The organism is Rhodoferax potami (assembly GCF_032193805.1).
GTDB lineage: Bacteria > Pseudomonadota > Gammaproteobacteria > Burkholderiales > Burkholderiaceae_C > Allorhodoferax > Allorhodoferax potami_A.
Window position 1 is genome coordinate 1,828,493 of sequence record NZ_JAVBIK010000001.1, and the last position, 19,784, is coordinate 1,848,276.

Genomic DNA, 19,784 nt, shown 5'->3' on the forward strand with positions numbered 1-19,784 from the left:
GGGGTGTACGCTGAAGCGAGGTCAAGGAGGAGGCCGCAGCGCGGCCGGGGGACACGAGCTCAAGCGCACACCCCCGCTCCACGCCGGCGAACACCACAGTCGCCGTCACCCTCCGTGCGCCCGCACTAAACACGACTGAAACGCCAACGTCGCCCGGCTCGGCTGCGGTGACTTGCGCGTGATGGCAAAAAACTGGCAGGCATAGCTCAACAAATCAGGCCGCACCGCTTGCATCAGACCCCGGCGTACAAAACTCTCGGCATAGTGATCGGGCAGAAATCCCAGAAACTGGCCGGACAGAATCAGCGTGGCAATCGACTCTTGGTCAAACCCCGTGGCACGGCGCGGCAGGCGCATGCGCTGACTCAGCTCCATGTTGGGCGAGTGGTAGCCCAGCCCAGCAAACTCGTATTTAGGCAAAGTCTCCCAGTTCAGGGCCCTCTGATCCGCGTTCCACAACGCATGGCGAGTGCCGCAGTAGAGCAGCATGTGCTCGTCAAACAAGGGGGTGTAGTCCAACACATCCGACGCGCGGTGGCCGGGGATGATGCCCACATGGAACTGCCCGTCCAGCACCCCGCGCTCGATGGCGGTGAGAGTGGCCACATGCAGGTTCAACCCCACATCGGGGGCTTCAGCATGAAAGTGAGCGATGGCTTCGGCAATGTGGCTGGCAGGGTTGCTGGCGGTTTTATCGAATACGGCCACCTGCAATTGCCCGCCCATGCGCTGATGGATTTCGTCCACGCTGCTGCGGAATGCGTCAGTCGCAGCCAGCAACTGGGTGGTCTGGGCATAGATTTTTTCGCCCTCAGCAGTGAGTGCAAAGCCGGCCCGGCCACGCCTGCACAGGGTCAGGCCGAGGCGGGTTTCCAGGTCCTTGATGTGACGGCTCACCGTGGACGTACCGATGTTGAGCTCCAGCTCGGCCGCGGCCATGCCCCCGCAATCGACCACCGCCTTGAAGACGCGCAGCAAGCGCAAATCCATATCGCTGATCTGGCCGAGAACGGCTTTGGCTTTTGTTGCCGAATTTACTTTCATCTTTTGCGAAGTAAATAGTGCTATTTGTGACTTTATAAGAGTAACAGAGCCGCCCACAATGCACCATCGCCCCTTTAAGGCCTACCCACCCCACCCTCTGGAGTTCCCATGAAGCTCAATGACACCAGCAGCACCGCCACTGGCGAGGCTGTCACCAGCACCTCCACCTTCCCCATGTCCCGCGAGTGGATGGAATCGCACTGGATGGCCTTTACCGGCAACCGCGACTTCAAATCCAACCCGCGCATGATGGTGAGTGCCCAAGGCGCTTACTTCACCGACTCCAACGGCAAGAAGATTTTTGACGGCCTCTCCGGCCTCTGGTGCGCGGGCCTGGGCCACGGCCGCCGCGAGATTACCGAGGCGGTGAGCAAGCAGATCGGCACCTTGGATTTCTCGCCCGCATTCCAGTTCGGTCACCCCTTGTCGTTTGAGTTGTCCAACAAGATTGTCGAGCTCATGCCCCAAGGCCTGGACCACGTGTTCTACACCGGCTCCGGCTCCGAGTCGGCTGACACCGCGCTCAAAATGGCCCGCGCTTACTGGCGCGCCAAGGGCATGGGCACCAAAACCCGCCTGATCGGCCGCGAGAAGGGTTACCACGGAGTGAACTTCGGCGGCATTTCGGTCGGCGGCCTGCCGGCCAATCGCAAGACCTTCGGCCAAGGCATTGAAGCCGACCACCTGGCCCACACCCAACTGGCGTCCAACGCCTTCAGCCACGGCCTGCCTGAAAAAGGTGGCGACATGGCGGACGAACTGTTGCGCCTGATTGCCCTGCACGATGCGTCCAACATTGCCGCGGTGATTGTGGAACCCATGTCCGGCTCGGCTGGTGTGGTGGTGCCGCCGGTGGGCTATCTGCAGCGCCTGCGTGAGATCTGCACCCAGAACAACATCCTGCTGATTTTTGATGAAGTCATTACTGGTTTCGGCCGACTGGGCGCTTACACAGGTGCGGGCTATTTCGGCGTGGTGCCGGACATCCTGAACGCCGCCAAGCAAATCACCAACGGCGCGCAGCCCTTGGGCGTGGTGGTAGCCAAGAAAGAGATTTACGACACCTTCATGGCAGCCGGAGGCCCCGACTACATGCTCGAATTCCCACACGGCTACACCTACTCCGCGCACCCCGTGGCCTGCGCCGCCGGCATTGCGGCGCTGGACATTCTGGTCAAGGAAAACATGGTGGAGCGCGTGGCGGCTCTGGCGCCTTACTTCGAGAAAGCGGTGCACAGCCTGCGCGGCGCCAAACACATCACGGACATCCGCAACCTCGGTCTGTCGGCCGGCTTTACCCTGGCCGCCGTGCCCGGCGAGCCCGCCAAGCGCCCCTACGAAGTGGCCATGCGCTGCCTGGACAAGGGCTTCTACGTGCGCTATGCCGGTGACTGCATTGCGCTGGCGCCGCCCTTCATCACCACCGAGGCCGAAATCGACAGCCTGGTCAACGCCTTGGGCGAAGCCATCAACGCAACCGCCTGAAGTAAACCACCCGCTTGCTATTCTTTTTATAGCTGCTTGCGCATGTTATCTGTGCCCTCGCAGCCCTTTTGACTCTTCAATCCCTCTATGTCTCAACTCCCCACAGTCGGCCACCTCATCGGCGGCAAGATCATCACCACTGGCGATCGCGCGCAAGACGTCTTCAACCCCGCCACCGGTAAAGCCGAGAAGAGCGTGCTGCTGGCCCCCAAAGCCACGGTAGAAGAAGCCATTGCCAATGCGCAAGCCGCATTCCCCGCCTGGCGCAACACGCCGCCGCTCAAGCGTGCCCGCGTGATGAGCAACCTCAAAGTCTTGCTGGAAAAGCACGCTGAAGAACTCTGCGCCCTGATCACCGCCGAACACGGCAAGGTGCTCTCCGACGCGCTGGGCGAGCTGCAACGCGGCATTGAAAACGTGGAGTACGCGAGCTACGCGCCCGAGCTGCTCAAAGGCGAGCACAGCAAAAACGTGGGGCCCGCCATCGACAGCTGGTCTGAGTTCCAAGCGCTGGGCGTCACTGCTGGCATCACGCCCTTTAACTTCCCGGCCATGGTGCCTTTGTGGATGTGGCCCATGGCCGTGGCCTGCGGCAACACCTTTATCCTGAAACCCTCCGAGCGCGACCCGAGCTCCACCCTGCGTGTGGCCGAGTTGGCACTCGAAGCCGGCCTGCCACCCGGCGTGCTGAACGTGGTCAACGGTGACAAAGAAGCCGTGGACACGCTGCTCACCGACCCACGGGTCAAGGCCGTGAGCTTTGTCGGATCCACCCCGATTGCTGAATACATCTACGCTGAAGGCTGCAAACACGGCAAGCGCGTGCAAGCCCTGGGCGGCGCCAAGAACCACGCGGTGGTCATGCCCGATGCCGACGTCGCCAACGCCGTCAGCGCGCTCATGGGCGCAGCCTATGGCTCCTGCGGCGAGCGCTGCATGGCCATCCCGCTGGTGGTGGCGGTGGGTGACGCCACCGCGGACGCGGTAATTGAAGGCCTGAAGACCGAAATCGCCAAGATGAAGGTCGGCCCCGGCACAGCCCCCGGCATGGACATGGGCCCGCTCGTCACCAAGCCACACTTCGAAAAGGTGAAGGGCTATGTGGACCAGGGCGTGAAAGAAGGCGCCACACTGGTGGTGGACGGCCGCGGCCTGAAAGTCGCCGGCCATGAAGACGGCTACTACCTCGGCCCTTGCCTTTTTGACAACGTCAAGCCGGGCATGGTGATTTACCAGGAAGAAATCTTTGGCCCGGTGCTGGGCGTGGTGCGCGTCAAAACCTTGCAAGAGGCCATGGACATGATCGATGCCCACGAGTACGGCAACGGCACCTGCATCTTTACCCGCGACGGCGAAGCCGCCCGCTACTTCACCGACAACATTCTCGTCGGCATGGTGGGTGTGAACGTGCCGCTGCCGGTCCCCGTGGCGTACCACTCGTTCGGCGGCTGGAAACGCAGCCTGTTCGGCGACCTGCACGCCTACGGCCCTGATGCGGTGCGTTTCTATACCAAGCGTAAGACCATCACCCAGCGCTGGCCGAGTGCCGGTGTGCGTGAGGGTGCGGTTTTCAACTTCCCGAGCAGCCGCTGAGTCTGGCGTGGGCCCGGCCACCGCCCGGTTTGCACGCTCCACGGACCCGCCAAAAAGCAAAAAGGCTTGTCGTTCGACAAGCCTTTTTTAGGTGGAGCCGTGCAGACCCGCGGCAAGCGTCCTTACCTGAAACGACGTCGCGCAATCGTCGCCATCAATCCCAAACCGGCCAATACCAAACCGCCGGAACTGGCGTCAGGAGCCACCAGCTGCATCGCGTCGGGGCCGGCAGTCTGAACTGCCCAAGCGGGTAGCGCAGCCACTGCGAGTAACAGCAGTAATTTGATCTTCATAAGGCCTCCGAAAGGATGTGTGCCGAGGTCAGTATTAACCCTATGCTGCATTGCAGCAATAGTCCATTCGGACCCATCACATCCGCTCCGACACCCCCAACAAAAAGGCCTGCACAAGGCAGGCCTTCCGGAAGCAGAGGCGCTTGGTTTAAGCAGACTTTTGACGGCCGCGCTTGGCAGCAACGCCCACCAGACCCAAACCGGCAAGCAACAAAGCAAAGGTTTCTGGCTCAGGCACAGCGCTCACGGTTCCGTAGGTGGCAGCCACCGTACCGATTGCAGTGTTGGGCAATGCAGAGCTGATACCGGTCACTTTGAGGGTATAGGCTTGACCCGCTGACAAACTGAATGCGCCATTGGCACCGTCGCTTATTACAACGAGACGGTTCCCGTTGACGCTATTGGAACTGAAAGTGCCGATCTGGGTAGCCCCAGACCACAAAGACGCTGACAGCGCAGAGAACTGGGATGCAAGGCCGGTTACGCGCAAGATGAGCTTGTTAGTCACCGAGGGAGTCACGACAAAGGACTCAGTGAATGCGCCGTTGATGGCCTCTTCAAAAGTCGCACTGGCTCCGGCAGCATGGCTGCTGGCTGCTGTTGCCAATAACGCTGCGGCGGCGATGGTTTGGATGGTTTTTTTCATACTGACCCCTTGATTATTTGGATTGGCGACGGCGAGCCACTGCACCCATCAAGCCCAGACCGGCCAGGAGAAGTGCGTAAGTTTCTGGCTCCGGAACCGGCGCCAAAGTCACCGTGTACGAGGCCAAATCACCACTACCAGACAGTTTGAACCAATAGGAGCCGCCGGATGTGAGACTGAAAGTAGATTGGTAAGAAGCTACGTCTACGCCACCGAGGGTCGAGTTAATAGGCAAAGAAACCATCAGGCCAGCACCAGGGGTGCCTTGGCCTACGGTCAAAAACGTATTCAGACCAGACCCATCAAAATCAAATCCGATGTAGCCACCGGTTACTCCTGAGAAGGAGCCCGGCAAACTGAAGGTGTACGTATCGTCAAAGGTACCTTGCACATCAACCGTGTTTGTGTAGGTGTTACCCAAAGCACCGATGTTGAAAGTTGCGGCCTGAACTGCGGCGGCAGAAACCAAGGTCAGCGCAATCGCGGCTTTTTTCATCAAAGATTTGTACACAGACTTCTCCCATCAAATTTCAGAATGAGCGAAGTGTCGGTTTTTTGCGGCACTGCAGCAATAGTGCGATCGGACTATCGGCAACATGGCTTTACGGCTTTCGCCACAATCCTTACATGCACATGTCCCCAAGCCCTCGCCTCTCCATGCTCGATCTGGTGGCCGTCCGTGAAGGCGGAACCGTCGCGCAAGCCTTGCAACTCGCCTTGAAAACCGCACAGCATGCGGAGGCCTTGGGCTTTGAGCGCTACTGGTTAGCCGAACACCACAACATGCCGGGTATTGCCAGTTCGGCCACCGCCGTACTGGTGGGGCATATTGCCGGTGGTACCCAACGTATCCGGGTAGGCTCTGGCGGCATCATGCTGCCTAACCATGCGCCGCTGGTCGTGGCCGAAGCCTTTGGCACCTTGGCAGAGCTCTATCCCAACCGCATTGACCTCGGGCTGGGCCGCGCTCCCGGCACCGACCAGGCCACGATGCGGGCCCTGCGCCGCAACAAGGTAGAACACGAAGACGACTTCCCGAGGGACGTCGCCGAGCTGCAAACCCTTCTGGGCCCGATGCAAGCCGACCAAAAACTGGTGGCCATGCCGGGGGCTGGCACCCAGGTGCCCATCTGGCTACTCGGCTCCAGCCTGTACTCCGCGCAACTCGCAGCCCACATGGGCCTGCCCTACGCCTTCGCCTCGCACTTTGCGCCCCGCTACCTGCACCAAGCGGTGGCGATGTACCGCAATTTGTTCAGGCCCTCGGCCACACTGGCCAAACCGTATGTGATGGTGGGTGTGCCCTTGGTCGCCGCAGAAACCGACGAAGCGGCCGAATGGCTGGCCAGCAGCATTTACCAACGGGTGCTGGGCATTCTGACCGGCCAGCGCAAATCGCTGCCGCCTCCAGTGCCCGGCTTTATGCAGCAATGCCCGCCCGACGCGCGGGCTGCGATTCAAGACTTCTTGGGCGAGGCCGTGATCGGCGGGCCCGAGACCGTGCGCGAAGGCCTGCACGCTATGGCGACCGCCACCGGCGCCGATGAGCTGATGCTGGTCTGCGACATCTACGACCCTGCCCTTCGCCTGCGCTCTTTGGATATTGCCGCGCAGGCCATTGCCCAAGCGCAGGCCACGGTCAAGGGCGACGTGCTGGCAACGGTATAAATTCAGTCTCGCCGGGCACCATGGGAAAGCGCTGCGCCTCCCAGTCGGCCTGGGCTTGCACGATGCGCTCTTTACGGCTGGACACAAAGTTCCACACCATGAAGCGGTAGCCTAGGGGCGCGCCACCCAGCACCATCAAGCGCGTGGCCGCGTCTGCGCGAACCACCGGCTCCTCGCCCTCCGTCAAGACCTGCATTTGGCCACTGGGGAGTGGTGTGCCGGCCACAGAGACTGCGGCATCCACGCTGTAAATACCCCGCTCGACCGCTGCCGCTGGCAGAGTCACAGCGGCACCAGCTTCTAGCTCCAGCGCCAGATACAAGGTCGGGGACAAGGTTTTCACCGGCGAGCTGGCACCGAATGCACTCCCCACCAACACCCGCACCGTCACCCCGGGCAGCTGCACTACCGGAATCTCGCTAGCTGGGGTGTGGACAAAGGAAGGCGCGTCCTCTTCATGTTCTGCCGGTAACGCGGACCAGAGCTGAAAGCCATGGCTGTGCCGCTCTACGGCGCGCAGATCGTCTGGCGTGCGCTCGGAATGCACGATGCCCCTGCCGGCCGTCATCCAATTGATGGCGCCCGGCTCGATACGCTGCACCACACCGGTCGAGTCGCGGTGCATCATGGCGCCCTCGAACAAATAGGTCACTGTGGCCAAGCCAATATGCGGGTGGGGCCGCACATCGTGGTTGTCGCCCGGCTGGGCGGTGACCGGACCGAAATGGTCAAAAAAGACAAAGGGGCCGATGGCCTGGCGCTGCACTGAGGGCAGCACCCGACGCACCGTAAAGCCGCCCCCGAGGTCGTGCGCGCGTGGGGTGATGTAGGTCAAAGCTCGCTCCTTGCCGGATTGCGTGAAATAAGAGACCCATCCTACCAACTGGGCTCTGCTACAGTGTTTACGCCTTATGAATAGCACCCTACTCCGTGATTTCCGTTTGATTGCACAGCGCTGGCAGGCTGAACATGCGCTGGTGGTGGATGAAGCAGGTGCCGCGAACCTGGAGCGCATCCGCTGGCTGGGCCCCTTGATCATCGCGATCAACGGTTTTCATGCACTGGTTTTCCTGCTTCTGGCCCTGCAAAAGGGCTCAACGGCCGGGGTACCGCCCTGGGAATGGGTGCTCTGCGGCCTGCATGTCGCGATGGGGCTGACGATGGCGGCACTGACCTGGATGGCCCACCACAAGGGCTTGCGCTACCGCCGGTCACTGGCCCGCTGGATGGCCCCGCCGGTCGCGCTGGTCTTGCTGGGATTTGCCGTTGCCATCGCGTGTGCGGATCAGTGGATCACCCCCAGCGTGACACCGTTCCTGATTGCCTGCCTGTGCGTCAGTGTGGGGCTTTACTTGCGGCCGGCTGCAGCTCTCATCGTCTTTGTGCTGGCCTATATCGGGTTTTTCATCGCACTGGGCCATTTCCAAGACGAGTCGCGGGTATTGCTCTCGAACCGGCTCAACGGCCTGACCGCATCCCTGATGGGTTGGGCCCTGTCGGTGTTGCTGTGGAGAAATTTCACCACCATCGCCCTGCAAAAAGCCCAGGTGGCCCGGGTGAACGCCGAGCTGCAGACCAAGCAACGTGAGCTCGAGCGCCTGACCCGCCAGGATGGGCTCACCGGCCTCTTCAACCGCAACACCTTTGTTGAACTCAGCAGCACCGAACTCAAGCGCGCCCTCCGGCAAGGCAGCGCCACCACGATTTTGCTGTTCGACCTCGACCACTTCAAACGCATCAATGACACCTGGGGCCACCCTGCGGGAGACGCCATGCTGCGCCACGTCGCCCAAACCAGTGTGCAATCGGTGCGCAGCACCGACCTGGTCGGGCGGCTCGGGGGGAGGAGTTCATCGTGTTGTTGCCCCACACCCATGCAGACGCGGGCCGGCGGATTGCCGAAAAAATCCGCCAGCGGCTCGAGGCCAGCCCCCTCCAGTGGAAGGGCGAGACACTGCACATCACCGCCAGCTTTGGCCTGTCCAGCACCACCGCGGTGGAAGGCCGGAGTTTTGACCACCTCTATAACGAGGCAGACAAAGCCCTTTACCTGGCCAAACAGCGCGGGCGCAACCGGGTGATTTGAGGCCACCGCCTCGCGCGGTGGCGCCAGCCCCGGCGGGGCTTTTGCCGGTGCAGGGATAATCTGGGCCACATGGCACTTATTACTCTTCTTGACGCCCAGCTGGCATTCGGGCACGTCCCTCTCCTCGACCACGCTGATTTCTCCCTCGAAACGCAGGAGCGTGTCGGCCTCATCGGCCGCAACGGCGCCGGCAAATCGTCGATGCTCAAAATCCTCGGCGGCATGGAGCGGCCCGATGACGGCACCCTGCAAGTCCAGGGCAGCACCCGCATTGCCTATGTGGCGCAGGAGCCGGTGCTCGACGCAGATGCTACTATTTTTATAGCGGTTCGCGCAGGTCTTGAGCGCGTCATCGGCCTGATCGAGCAGTATTGCGCAGGCGAGGGCGACCTCGACGCGATGCAAAGCGAAATCGAAACGCTGGACGGCTGGAACTGGGAACAACGGGTCAACGAAACCCTGCAACGCCTGCACCTGAACCCCGAAGCGGTGGTGAGCACCCTGTCGGGCGGCACCAAGAAGCGTGTCGCACTGGCCCAGGCACTGGTGGCGCAGCCCGATGTGCTGCTGCTCGACGAACCCACCAACCACTTGGACTTGGACTCGATTGAGTGGCTCGAAGGCCTCCTCAAGGAATTCAAGGGCTCCATCATCACTATCACCCACGACCGGTCGTTCCTCGACAACGTGGCGACCCGCATTGTGGAACTCGATCGCGGCAAATTGATGAGCTACCCCGGCAACTTTGCCGCCTACCTGCTGCAAAAAGAAGAGCAGCTGGCACAAGAAGCCATCATCAACGCCAAAGCCGACAAGCTGCTGGCCCAGGAAGAGGTGTGGATCCGCAAAGGCGTGGAAGCCCGCCGCACCCGCGCCACCGCCCGTATCAACCGCCTGCAAGAGCTGCGCGCCACCCGCGAAGCCCGCCGCGATGTGGTCGGCAGCGTGAACATGGATGTCAACAGCGGCGACAAGAGCGGCAAGCTCGTCTCCGAGATGGTGCATGTCAGCAAAACCTTTGGCTTGGGCACCGAGCAAGAGCGCCAGATCGTGCGCGACTTCACGGCCACCATTCTGCGCGGCGACAAAATCGGCCTGCTGGGTCCGAACGGCGCAGGCAAGACCACCCTGCTCAAACTCATTCTGGGCGAGCACCAGCCCGACCCGGCACCGGCCAACGCCCCCAAGCCGGAACCCGGCCACAGCCCTTGGGGCACCGTGCGTTTGGGCAGCAATGTGACCGTGGCTTACTTCGACCAGATGCGCAATGCGCTGGACATGGATGCCACGCTGGAAGACTTCATCAGCCCCGGTTCGGAATGGATTGAGATCGGCAACCAGAAAAAACACCGCAAAAGCTACTTGGGCGACTTTTTGTTCTCGCCGGCCCGAGCCACCTCGCCGGTGCGCTCCCTGTCTGGCGGCGAGCGCAACCGCTTGTTGCTGGCGCGCTTGTTTGCCCGCCCCGCCAACGTGTTGGTGCTGGACGAGCCGACCAACGACTTGGACATCGACACCCTGGAGCTGCTGGAAGACCTGCTGCAAAACTACGATGGCACCGTATTCTTGGTCAGCCACGACCGGACCTTCCTCGACAACGTGGTCACCAGCACGATTGCCTATGAGGGCGATGCCAAGTGGCGCGAATACGAAGGCGGTGTGAGCGACTGGCTGATCCAGACCAAGCGCGCCAACGACATTGCGGCCGCTCAAGGAAAAACCACGGCCAAGCCCTTTAACTACGAGCGCGAGCAGCTACAAAAACAGGAGCAAGCGACCGCCAAAGTGAGCGCCACAGCCCCCGCGGCTCCGGCACCTGCCAAAGCCCGCAAACTCAGCTTCAAAGAGCAGCGCGAGCTCGATGCTTTGCCCGACCAGATTGCCGCCCTCGAGGCGGAGCAAAAAGAGATCGCCGATGCGCTGGCCGATGGCAGCCTGTTCGCCAAGGACAACGCCCGCGCGCTGGCCCTGAGCGAGCGCAATGCCGCGATTGACGAAGCGCTGATGGCCGCGCTGGAGCGCTGGGAAGAACTAGGCAAGCCGGCCTAAAGGCCCGCTGCCTTACACAATGCCTTGCTGCTGCAGGGTCTGGATGCGCGCAGCGTCCAGACCCAGTTCACGCAGCACCTCGGTGGTGTGCTCGCCCAGCGCAGGCGGCGCATAACGTAACTGCACCGGTGCGGCGGACAAGCGCATGGGGCTTGCCACGGTGCGGATTTCTGTCGCCCCCTTTGTCGCGCTTGTTGCTATGCTTTCAGTAGCAACACTCGCACTATTTACTTGGGCTACTGCCTGTTTTTGCACCAAACCACGGGCTTGTACCTGGGGATCTGCAAACGCGCTGGCCAGGGTATTGATCGGGCCGCAGGGTACGGCTTTGTCTTCGAGCAGCGCAATCCACTCGGCAGTGGTGCGGGTGCGGGTGGTCTCGCTCATCAGCGGCACCAGCGTAGCCCGGTGTTCGACACGGCGGGTATTGGTGGTGAAGCGCGCGTCCTGCGCCCACTCCGGCCGGCCGGCCGCCGCACAGAAGCGGGCGAATTGCCCGTCGTTGCCGATGGCGAGCAACATCGCGCCGTCTGCGGTGGGAAAGTCTTGGTAGGGCACGAGGCTGGGGTGGGCATTGCCCATGCGCTGGGGCTCGGCACCAGTGTTGATGAAACCCGCCGCTTGGTTGGCCAGAATGGCCATGCCCACATCCAGCAAGGCCATGTCGATGTGCTGGCCCTCGCCGGTGCGGTGGCGCATCTCAATCGCGGCCAGGATGGCGCTGGTGGCGTAAATGCCGGTGAACACATCGGTGATGGCCACACCCGCGCGCTGCGGGCCGCCGCCGGGCTCGCCGTCTGCCCGGCCGGTGATGCTCATCATGCCGCTCATGGCCTGGATCATCAGGTCGTAGCCGGCCCGTTCGGCATAGGGCCCGGTCTGGCCGAAGCCGGTGATCGAGCAATAAATCAGGCGCGGGTTCAGGGCCTTGAGGCTGGCGTAGTCCAGCCCGTAATGGGCTAGGCCACCGACCTTGAAGTTCTCTACCAGGATGTCGCTCTGCAGCGCCATCTGCCGGATCAGGGCTTGCCCGTCGGGGTGGGCCATGTCGATGGTGATGGAGCGCTTGTTGCGGTTGCAGGCGGTGAAATAGGTGGCGTCGGCTGTGGGCTGGCCCTCTGCATCGGGCATGAAGGGCGGCCCCCAATGGCGGGTGTCGTCACCGGCGACCGGGCGTTCGACCTTGACTACATCCGCCCCGAGGTCTGCCAGCATTTGGGTGCACCACGGGCCTGCCAATACGCGGGAGAGGTCCAGAACTTTGAGGTGCGACAGTGCGCCTTGGGGGGTGTTGGGGAGGGTCATACCGGCTCTAGTGCGTGAAGGAACCCATAGTAGCCTCTGCAGCCGGTTTGACAGGTCCGATTTCACCCGTAAAATTCGCACCTGAAAACGATTTCAAATGAGAATAATGCAAGGACGCCCCGTGACCTCTCTCGAGACATTTCCCCTGCCCCGCTTTCCCTCCGATTTCCGCTGGGGTGTCGCCACCAGCTCCTACCAAATCGAAGGCGCGGCCGCCCAGGACGGGCGCGGCCCTTCCATCTGGGACACTTTTTCCAAGACGCCCGGCAAAGTGGTGAACGGTGACACCGGCGATGTGGCCTGCGACCACTACAACCGCCTCGAGTCCGACCTCGACATGATCCAGAGCCTGGGCGTGGACAGCTACCGGTTTTCGATCGCCTGGTCCCGGGTGCAGCCCTTGGGCTACGGCGCTTGGAACACCGCAGGCCTGGACTTTTACGAGCGCTTGGTCGACGGCTTGTTAAAGCGCGGCATTGCCCCCTTTGCCACCCTCTACCACTGGGACCTGCCCCAAGGCCTGCAAGACCTGCAACAAGGCTGGGAAGCCCGTGACACCGCCTACCGCTTTGCCGACTACGCCGAACGCATGGGCCGCTTGTTGGGCGACCGAGTCGCCAGCATTGCCACCCACAACGAACCCTGGTGCACCGCCACCCTGGGTTACGACCAGGGCGTGTTCGCCCCCGGCAAGAAAGACGTGCCGGCCATGCTGCGCGTCTCGCACAACCTGCTGCTGTCGCACGGCTTGGCGCTGCAGTCCATGCGCGCGGCGGGCGTCAAAGCGCCGCTGGGCATTGTGCTGAACCAGTCGCCCACCACCGCCGCCACCGACAGCCCGGCCGACCAGACCCGCGCCCAGCGCGAGTACGACCGCTTTGTGCGCTGGTACATGGACCCGATCTTCAACAAGGCGTACCCCCAAGGCCCGGAGCTGGCGCAGCCCGACAACATCGAAGCCGGTGACTTTGACATCATTGCCCAGCCCCTGGATTTTCTGGGCATCAACTACTACACCCGCATCTGGGCCAGCACCAGCACACCACCGGTGCCGGCGCCCAACCAAGACGGCGTGTCCGACATGGGCTGGGAAAACTACGCACAAGGCCTCTCGGACCTGCTGCAAGGCATTCACCGCGACTACACCCTGCCCCCGATTTACATCACGGAAAACGGGTTCGCGGAAGCCGACAAGGTGGTCGATGGCCGTGTGAACGACCCCGGCCGCCAGGCCTACATGCAGACCCACTTGCAGGCACTGCACGAGGCCATGGACGCGGGTGTGGATGTGCGTGGCTTCTTTTACTGGAGCCTGATGGACAACTTTGAGTGGGCCTGCGGCTACGACAAGCGCTTCGGGCTGGTGCATGTGGACTACGCCACCCAGCAGCGCACCCTGAAAGACAGTGCCCTGCGCTACCGCGCGTTGATCGCCAGCCAGCGCAAGCGCTGAATGAAAAAAGGCCCCTGGGGCCTTTTTTTACGTCTGCTTCTTCAGGCCTGCCTCAAGGCTGACATTTTCGAGTGGTCTCGCGCACCATGAGCTCCAGCGGGGGCAACTGCACCGCCTCGGCGGGGTAGCCCATCATGTCGAGCAGCATGCGGGCCGCATACAGGCCCACTTCGTACACCGGCTGGCGCACGCTGGTGAGCGGCGGGGTCATGAAGCTGGAGGTGGGCATGTCGTCAAAGCCGACCAGCGACACGTCTTCCGGCACCCGGATACCCCGCTGGTAGAGCGCAAGCCGGGCACCGAGGGCCGTATCGTCATTGGCGCAAAAGATGGCGGTGAACGGAACACCGCTGTCCATCAAGCGCTGCGCTGCCGCGTAACCGCCTTTGTCCGTGAAGTTGCCGCGCACCAGCAGACGCGGGTCGGGCTCCACACGGGCCTCTGTGTGGGCTTCCAAGTAACCGAGGTAGCGGCCTTGCGCATCGGCCCGGTTTTCAACCCCGGCGATATGGGCAATGCGGGTGTGACCCAGCGCCAGCAAATGGCGGGTGGCCAGATAGCCACCGAACTTCTGGTCCACATGGATGGAGCGCAGGTTGGGCCCCTCCAGGTCCCGCTCGGTAATGACCACTGGCTGCTGTTTGGCCACGTCCAGCACATCCGAGTCGGCAATGTCACTGGTCAGGATGATGACGCCATCCACCCGGCGCGAGGTCAGCAGCTTGAGGCTGGCGACGTCGGTCTGGGCATTCCAGTGGCCGCTCACGATGATGGGGGAATGGCCGCTGGCCTCCAGCCCCACCTCGATACCTTTGAGTGCACGCGAATAGAACTGACTCTCAATCGACTGGGTGAGCACCCCCACCGTCATGGTGATGCCGGTCTTCAGGCTGCGCGCAAAGATGTTGGGGCGGAACTTGAGCTGGGCGATCGCCGACTCGACGGCTTCGCGCTTGGCGGGTGCCACCTTGGCGGTGCCGTTCAATATGCGGGATACCGTGCTCGGCGACACCCCGGCCACACGGGCGACCTCCAGCAGGGTCACAGGTTCGTTGCTGAGCGGGGTAGCGGTATCAGGGGTGAGGGGCATGCAATATCGGGCGCGAAGGGGTGCGCCGGAGTTTATGCGATGCCCCGTTCCGGGCTGTGGGGTAAAACCCGCCTTAGTTGGCGAACGCCGCAATACCGGTTTGGGCACGGCCCAAGATCAGGGCGTGGATATCGTGGGTGCCTTCATAGGTGTTGACCACCTCGAGGTTCACCAGGTGGCGGGCTACCCCGAACTCGTCGCTGATGCCGTTGCCACCCATCATGTCGCGGGCCATGCGCGCGATGTCCAAGGCTTTGCCGCAGGAGTTGCGTTTGAGGATAGAGGTGATTTCCACCGCCGCCGTGCCTTCGTCCTTCATGCGACCCAGGCGCAGGCAGCCTTGCAGGCCGAGTGCGATTTCGGTTTGCATGTCAGCCAGCTTTTTCTGGATGAGCTGGTTGGCGGCCAAGGGGCGGCCGAACTGCTTGCGGTCCAGGGTGTACTGGCGGGAACGGGTCCAGCAATCTTCAGCCGCACCCAAAGCCCCCCAGGCAATGCCATAGCGCGCACTGTTCAGGCAAGTGAACGGGCCTTTGAGGCCACGGATCTCGGGGAAGGCGTTTTCTTCGGGTACAAACACGCCGTCCATCACGATCTCGCCGGAGATGCTGGCGCGCAGGCCCACCTTGCCATGGATGGCCGGAGCCGACAGGCCCGCCATGCCTTTTTCCAGCACAAAGCCACGGATGGGGCCGACGGCTCCGGCCTCAGTTACCTCTTTGGCCCAGACCACGAACACGTCGGCGATCGGGCTGTTGCTGATCCACATCTTGCTGCCGCTGAGCTTGTAACCGCCTGCTACCTTTTGGGCGCGGGTCGCCATGCTCTGGGGGTCGGAGCCGTGGTCGGGTTCGGTCAGGCCGAAGCAACCGATCCACTCGCCAGTGGCCAACTTGGGCAGGTACTTCTGGCGCTGAGCCTCGGTGCCGAATTCGAAGATAGGCACCATCACCAACGAGGACTGCACGCTCATCATGCTGCGGTAGCCGCTGTCGACCCGCTCAACTTCGCGGGCAATCAGGCCATAGGCCACGTAGTTCAGGCCGGGGCCGCCGTATTGCTCGGGGATCGTGGGGCCCAAGAGGCCCAACTCACCCATCTCGCGAAAGATCGCGGGATCGGTGCTGCCGTCACGAAAGGCTTGGGTCACGCGGGGCAGCAACTTGTCCTGGCAGTACGCAGCGGCGGCATCGCGCACCATGCGCTCGTCATCAGAGAGTTGGCTATCCAGCAAAAAAGGGTCTTGCCAATTGAAGGCGGCGTGGCTCATGGAGTGCTCCGGCAAATGAAAGGAATGGCGGGATCGTAGCCCCTGCACCCGGCCTGTGCAAGCAAGCGTTTTGCACACAGGCATGCATTAAACTCATTTCTAAATTAAGAAATACCCGATTTTTGACGCTTTGGCGTAGTTGTATTGCGCATGATGCATACCTATGACATAGTGCGCGCCAATTTGGAGAGCAATTCCATGAGCAACACCACGACAACAGCACCCGAGGTGCGCAAGCCGGTCACCATCTTTGGCCCGGATTTCCCGTTCGCGTTTGACGACTGGATCGCCCACCCCGACGGGCTGGGCCAGCTACCCGCACATCGGCTCGGTGAAGAAGTCGCCATCGTCGGTGCCGGCATGGCCGGCATGGTCGCCGCCTACGAACTGATGAAGCTGGGCCTCAAGCCGGTGATTTACGAAGCGTCCAAGATGGGCGGCCGGCTGCGTTCGCAAGTGTTTGAAGGTACGCAGGATGTAGTGGCGGAACTGGGCGGCATGCGCTTTCCAGTCTCGGGCACCGCGTTCTACCACTACGTTCACCTGCTGGGCCTGGAGACCCGAGACTTCCCCAACCCCTTGACGCCCGCTTCGGGCAGCACGGTCATCGACCTGGAGGGCAACACCCACTACGCGCGCAGCCTGCAAGACCTCCCCCCGATCTTTAAAGAGGTGGCGGACGCTTGGGCCGAGGCACTGGAGGACGATGCCCGCTTCAGTGACATGCAAAACGCGATTCGCAACCGGGATGTGCCGGCGCTCAAGCGCATGTGGAATGCACTGGTGCCGCTTTGGGATGACCGTACGTTTTACGACTTCATCGCCAACTCCAAGGCGTTTGCCAAGCTTTCCTTCCATCACCGGGAAATCTTCGGTCAGGTGGGTTTTGGCACCGGCGGTTGGGACTCGGACTTTCCGAATTCCATGCTGGAGATCCTGAGAGTAGTCCTGACCAACTGCGATGACAACCAGCGCCTCATCGTGGGCGGGGCCGACCAGGTGCCTCACGGCCTGTGGCGCCACGCCCCGACCCAACTGGCGCACTGGCCGGCAGGCACTACCTTGCAAAGCCTGCACAGTGGTGCAACCCGTGCGGGTGTAGCCGCTATTGCCCGCGCCGCGGATGGCCGGCTTGCGGTGACTGACTGCTGGGGCGATACGCGCCACTACAACGCGGTGCTGACCACCTGCCAGAGCTGGCTGCTCACCACCCAGATTGCGGTCGAAGAGTCTCTGTTCTCGCACAAGATGTGGATGGCGCTGGACCGCACACGCTATATGCAATCCAGCAAGACCTTTGTCATGGTGGACCGGCCATTCTGGAAAGACAAAGACCCGGAAACCGGTCGCGATGTGATGAGCATGACCCTCACCGACCGGCTGACCCGCGGCACCTATCTGTTTGATAACGGGCCGGACAAACCGGCCGTGATTTGTCTGTCTTATGCCTGGATGGGCGACGCCCTCAAAATGCTGCCGCAGACCCCTGAGAAACGCGTCAAGCTGGCCTTGCAGGCCCTCAAGAAGATCTACCCCAAGGTGGACATTGCCAGCCACATCATCGGCGACCCGATTTGCGTGTCGTGGGAGGCCGACCCTTACTTTCTGGGAGCCTTCAAGGGCGCATTGCCCGGGCACTACCGCTACAACCAGCGCATGTACGCCCACTTCAAGCAAGACGGGTTGCCGCAACAGCAACGCGGCATCTTCATCGCAGGGGATGACGTGTCGTGGACGCCCGCATGGGTAGAGGGCGCGGTACAGACGTCCCTGAACGCGGTGTGGGGCATCGTGCAGCATCTGGGCGGTCACACCCATGCCGCCAACCCCGGCCCCGGCGATGTGTTCGACACCTTGGGGCCGATTGCGCTTCCCGAATGACTGCCATGCGCGCACCTCTGAAATTGGCACTGTGGCAATCTGCCCCCGCTCCGCTGGATGTGCCGGGCAATCTGGAGCGGCTGGAGGCTGCAGCCCACGAGGCCGCCAATGCAAGCGCACAACTCCTGGTGTGCCCGGAGATGTTCATCACAGGTTACGCCATTGGTGCGCCGGCCGTGCAGACCCTGGCCCAAGTGGCGGACGCAACCTGGGCCGATGCTGTGGCCGCCATTGCGCAGCGCCACCAACTGGCGGTGGTGTACGGCTACCCCGAGCGCGGCGCGGACGGCCGCGTGTACAACGCAGCCCAATGGATCGATGCGTCCGGCCGGCGCTGCCTGAACTACCGCAAGGCCTATTTGTTCGGCGAGCTCGACCGCAGCCAGTTTGCCGCCGAGGCGCAAAGCGCCCGGATCTTCGACTTCCATGGCTGGAAAGTTGGCATGCTGATTTGCTACGACGTGGAGTTTCCCGAAGCCACCCGTGCACTCGCGCTTGCAGGCGCAGACCTGATTGTGGTTCCGACGGCCAACATGGCGGACTACGACTTCGTGGCCCGCTCGCTGGTGCCGGTGCGCGCCTATGAGAACCAGCTGTTTGTGGCTTACGCCAACTTCACCGGTCCCGAGGGCGCACTGCAGTACGGTGGCCTGAGTGTGGTGGCCGGGCCCGACGGCGCCACCCTCGCACAAGCCGGTCGCGACGAAGTGCTGGTGTTCGCCACTCTGGACGAGGAGCGACTCACTGCCGCTCGCCAAGCCGCTCAGCATGTTCACGACTTGACGGCTCGCCGCAACCCACCGATTTAGGCCGCCCCATGCGACGAAAAATACCTGCCACCCAAGCCCTGCTGTGTTTCGAAGCTGCGGCTAGGCACGAGAGCTTCACCCGCGCGGCGCAAGAGCTGTCGCTCACCCAAAGCGCTATTTCGCGGCAGATCACCACCCTCGAAGAGTTGGTGGGCATGGCACTGTTCCGCCGCACGCGGCATGGTGTCGCGCTGACCCCTGCGGGCACGCGCTATGCCACGCAGGTCGCATCGTGGCTGCGCGGGCTAGAGCAGGACACTTTGGACCTGATGTCCACCCGCGGCCATGGTGGCGCGGTGCAGTTGGCCAGCGTGCCCACTTTTGCAGCGCGTTGGCTCTTGCCGCGCCTGCCCGACTTTCATGCCAAGCACGCCAACACCGTCGTGCACATTGAGACTCGCACACGCCCGTTTTTGTTTAACGACACGTCGTTCGACGCAGCCATCTTCGCTTGCACCGAATTGCAAATCCGCCATTGGGCAGGCACGCGCTGCTACCGGCTCCTGCAAGAACAGGTAGTTGCCGTGTGCAGCCCGGCCTTGCTGCGGAGCCGCAAGGCCTTGAGTGCGGCAGAAGTGGCGTTGCTGCCGCTGTTGCAGCAGAGCACCCGGCCCGACAGTTGGCAAAGCTGGTTTTCAGCACAAGGCATTGAAGCACCCAACGCATTTGCCGGGCCCCGGTACGAGCAGTTTTCCATGGCCTCGTCGGCAGCTGCCTGCGGCATGGGCGTGGCTTTGGTGCCCCGCTTGTTGATCGAAGCCGAGCTGGCCCGGGGCGAACTCGTACTGGCCCACCCTGCCCCGCTGCCCGGTGAGCGGCATTACTACCTGGTGCTGCCGGAGAACACCGAGGCCGGCCCCGCCGTGGAGCTATTCAGCGAATGGCTCCAGTCGGTGTGCACCACTGACGCGCACTAAGACACAACGAGCGCAAAGCAAGCGCCGCCGGCATGTCTGCACCGCGGCCGACATCGGTGTTCGCCCCAGCGCATCGAGGCGCGATGACACCGCTCCCCAAACTGGGTCGCCATGCACCAGCGTGAGGTCTGGCGCAGCCCAATCGGCCGACAAACGGCAGAATTTATGGTGCAAACCCCTAGTTACAGCGTGGCA

General features: G+C 62.4%; 15 protein-coding genes and 2 pseudogenes. 9 read left to right on the plus strand and 8 right to left on the minus strand.

The genetic code is table 11. The features are described 5' to 3' along the window. Positions 1–105 precede the first annotated feature (105 nt). The gene (locus RAE19_RS08735; RefSeq protein ID WP_313874508.1) at positions 106–1,044 is read right to left on the minus strand and encodes a LysR family transcriptional regulator; all 939 of its coding nucleotides are present in this window, start codon (positions 1,042–1,044) and stop codon (positions 106–108) included. Positions 1,045–1,218: 174 nt separating this feature from the next. Between RAE19_RS08735 and RAE19_RS08740 the strand changes: the two genes are divergently transcribed. Then, a complete protein-coding gene (locus RAE19_RS08740) occupies positions 1,219–2,529 on the plus strand; it encodes an aspartate aminotransferase family protein (protein ID WP_313876207.1) in 1,311 nt (436 codons plus the stop codon). Positions 2,530–2,616: 87 nt separating this feature from the next. Beyond that, positions 2,617–4,122 (plus strand): CoA-acylating methylmalonate-semialdehyde dehydrogenase, encoded by a 1,506-nt coding sequence (locus RAE19_RS08745; RefSeq protein WP_313874509.1) that lies wholly within the window; start codon positions 2,617–2,619, stop codon positions 4,120–4,122. 122 nt (positions 4,123–4,244) lie between these two features. Here the strand turns inward: RAE19_RS08745 and RAE19_RS08750 are convergent, their stop codons facing one another. The 3 genes and pseudogenes from RAE19_RS08750 to RAE19_RS08760 all read right to left on the minus strand — a co-directional run bounded on the left by RAE19_RS08750 (position 4,245) and on the right by RAE19_RS08760 (position 5,557). Continuing rightward, positions 4,245–4,415, minus strand: a complete 171-nt coding sequence (locus tag RAE19_RS08750; RefSeq protein ID WP_313874510.1) for a hypothetical protein — start codon at positions 4,413–4,415, stop codon at positions 4,245–4,247. A gap of 148 nt (positions 4,416–4,563) precedes the next feature. Further along, positions 4,564–5,034: pseudogene (locus tag RAE19_RS08755) on the minus strand (FxDxF family PEP-CTERM protein); the annotation flags it as partial. A gap of 40 nt (positions 5,035–5,074) precedes the next feature. After that, complete coding sequence (locus tag RAE19_RS08760; protein WP_430962570.1) at positions 5,075–5,557, minus strand: FxDxF family PEP-CTERM protein; 483 nt, start codon at positions 5,555–5,557, stop codon at positions 5,075–5,077. Between the two features lie 137 nt (positions 5,558–5,694). Between RAE19_RS08760 and RAE19_RS08765 the strand changes: the two genes are divergently transcribed. Beyond that, positions 5,695–6,729, plus strand: coding sequence for an LLM class flavin-dependent oxidoreductase (locus tag RAE19_RS08765; RefSeq protein ID WP_313876208.1), 1,035 nt, complete (start codon positions 5,695–5,697; stop codon positions 6,727–6,729). Here RAE19_RS08765 and RAE19_RS08770 read toward each other — a convergent pair. After that, positions 6,701–7,564: a pirin family protein gene (locus tag RAE19_RS08770; RefSeq protein WP_313874513.1), complete on the minus strand. Its 864-nt coding sequence runs from the start codon at positions 7,562–7,564 to the stop codon at positions 6,701–6,703. The genes RAE19_RS08765 and RAE19_RS08770 overlap by 29 nt on opposite strands. A gap of 646 nt (positions 7,565–8,210) precedes the next feature. Between RAE19_RS08770 and RAE19_RS19430 the strand changes: the two are divergent. Next, positions 8,211–8,815, plus strand: a pseudogene (locus RAE19_RS19430) (GGDEF domain-containing protein). 69 nt (positions 8,816–8,884) lie between these two features. After that, positions 8,885–10,864 carry an ATP-binding cassette domain-containing protein gene (locus RAE19_RS08780; RefSeq protein WP_313874515.1) on the plus strand — a complete coding sequence of 660 codons (1,980 nt, stop codon included), beginning with the start codon at positions 8,885–8,887 and terminating at the stop codon, positions 10,862–10,864. Positions 10,865–10,876: 12 nt separating this feature from the next. On the opposite strand, the gene RAE19_RS08785 is transcribed toward RAE19_RS08780, so the two are convergent. Beyond that, positions 10,877–12,169 (minus strand): CaiB/BaiF CoA transferase family protein, encoded by a 1,293-nt coding sequence (locus tag RAE19_RS08785; protein ID WP_313874516.1) that lies wholly within the window; start codon positions 12,167–12,169, stop codon positions 10,877–10,879. 121 nt (positions 12,170–12,290) lie between these two features. Here RAE19_RS08785 and RAE19_RS08790 point away from each other — a divergent pair, with 121 nt between their 5' ends. After that, positions 12,291–13,622, plus strand: a complete 1,332-nt coding sequence (locus RAE19_RS08790) for a GH1 family beta-glucosidase (RefSeq protein ID WP_313874517.1) — start codon at positions 12,291–12,293, stop codon at positions 13,620–13,622. Positions 13,623–13,674: 52 nt separating this feature from the next. Here RAE19_RS08790 and RAE19_RS08795 read toward each other — a convergent pair whose 3' ends face one another. Both RAE19_RS08795 and RAE19_RS08800 read right to left on the minus strand, forming a co-directional pair. Then, positions 13,675–14,712, minus strand: coding sequence for a LacI family DNA-binding transcriptional regulator (locus RAE19_RS08795; RefSeq protein ID WP_313874518.1), 1,038 nt, complete (start codon positions 14,710–14,712; stop codon positions 13,675–13,677). Positions 14,713–14,785: 73 nt separating this feature from the next. Beyond that, positions 14,786–15,982 (minus strand): acyl-CoA dehydrogenase, encoded by a 1,197-nt coding sequence (locus RAE19_RS08800; protein WP_313874519.1) that lies wholly within the window; start codon positions 15,980–15,982, stop codon positions 14,786–14,788. Between the two features lie 198 nt (positions 15,983–16,180). Here RAE19_RS08800 and RAE19_RS08805 point away from each other — a divergent pair, with 198 nt between their 5' ends. From RAE19_RS08805 to RAE19_RS08815, 3 genes are read left to right on the plus strand one after another with little or no spacing between them, the layout of a single operon-like run. Next, entirely contained in the window at positions 16,181–17,863 is a 1,683-nt protein-coding gene (locus tag RAE19_RS08805; protein WP_313874520.1) for a flavin monoamine oxidase family protein, read from the plus strand. Between the two features lie 5 nt (positions 17,864–17,868). Continuing rightward, positions 17,869–18,672 (plus strand): carbon-nitrogen hydrolase family protein, encoded by an 804-nt coding sequence (locus tag RAE19_RS08810; RefSeq protein WP_313874521.1) that lies wholly within the window; start codon positions 17,869–17,871, stop codon positions 18,670–18,672. Between the two features lie 8 nt (positions 18,673–18,680). Further along, complete coding sequence (locus RAE19_RS08815; protein ID WP_313874522.1) at positions 18,681–19,589, plus strand: LysR substrate-binding domain-containing protein; 909 nt, start codon at positions 18,681–18,683, stop codon at positions 19,587–19,589. The last annotated feature ends 195 nt before the right edge of the window (positions 19,590–19,784 follow it).

Coding starts and splice junctions, on each gene's coding strand:
- RAE19_RS08760 (WP_430962570.1), bottom strand. CDS start 5,557: ATGAAAAAAGCCGCGATTGCGCTGACCTTGGTTTCTGCCGCCGCAGTT.
- RAE19_RS08765 (WP_313876208.1), top strand. CDS start 5,695: ATGTCCCCAAGCCCTCGCCTCTCCATGCTCGATCTGGTGGCCGTCCGT.
- RAE19_RS08740 (WP_313876207.1), top strand. CDS start 1,219: ATGTCCCGCGAGTGGATGGAATCGCACTGGATGGCCTTTACCGGCAAC.
- RAE19_RS08795 (WP_313874518.1), bottom strand. CDS start 14,712: ATGCCCCTCACCCCTGATACCGCTACCCCGCTCAGCAACGAACCTGTG.
- RAE19_RS08805 (WP_313874520.1), top strand. CDS start 16,181: ATGAGCAACACCACGACAACAGCACCCGAGGTGCGCAAGCCGGTCACC.
- RAE19_RS08750 (WP_313874510.1), bottom strand. CDS start 4,415: ATGAAGATCAAATTACTGCTGTTACTCGCAGTGGCTGCGCTACCCGCT.
- RAE19_RS08800 (WP_313874519.1), bottom strand. CDS start 15,982: ATGAGCCACGCCGCCTTCAATTGGCAAGACCCTTTTTTGCTGGATAGC.
- RAE19_RS08745 (WP_313874509.1), top strand. CDS start 2,617: ATGTCTCAACTCCCCACAGTCGGCCACCTCATCGGCGGCAAGATCATC.
- RAE19_RS08735 (WP_313874508.1), bottom strand. CDS start 1,044: ATGAAAGTAAATTCGGCAACAAAAGCCAAAGCCGTTCTCGGCCAGATC.
- RAE19_RS08785 (WP_313874516.1), bottom strand. CDS start 12,169: ATGACCCTCCCCAACACCCCCCAAGGCGCACTGTCGCACCTCAAAGTT.
- RAE19_RS08780 (WP_313874515.1), top strand. CDS start 8,885: ATGGCACTTATTACTCTTCTTGACGCCCAGCTGGCATTCGGGCACGTC.
- RAE19_RS08815 (WP_313874522.1), top strand. CDS start 18,681: ATGCGACGAAAAATACCTGCCACCCAAGCCCTGCTGTGTTTCGAAGCT.
- RAE19_RS08810 (WP_313874521.1), top strand. CDS start 17,869: ATGCGCGCACCTCTGAAATTGGCACTGTGGCAATCTGCCCCCGCTCCG.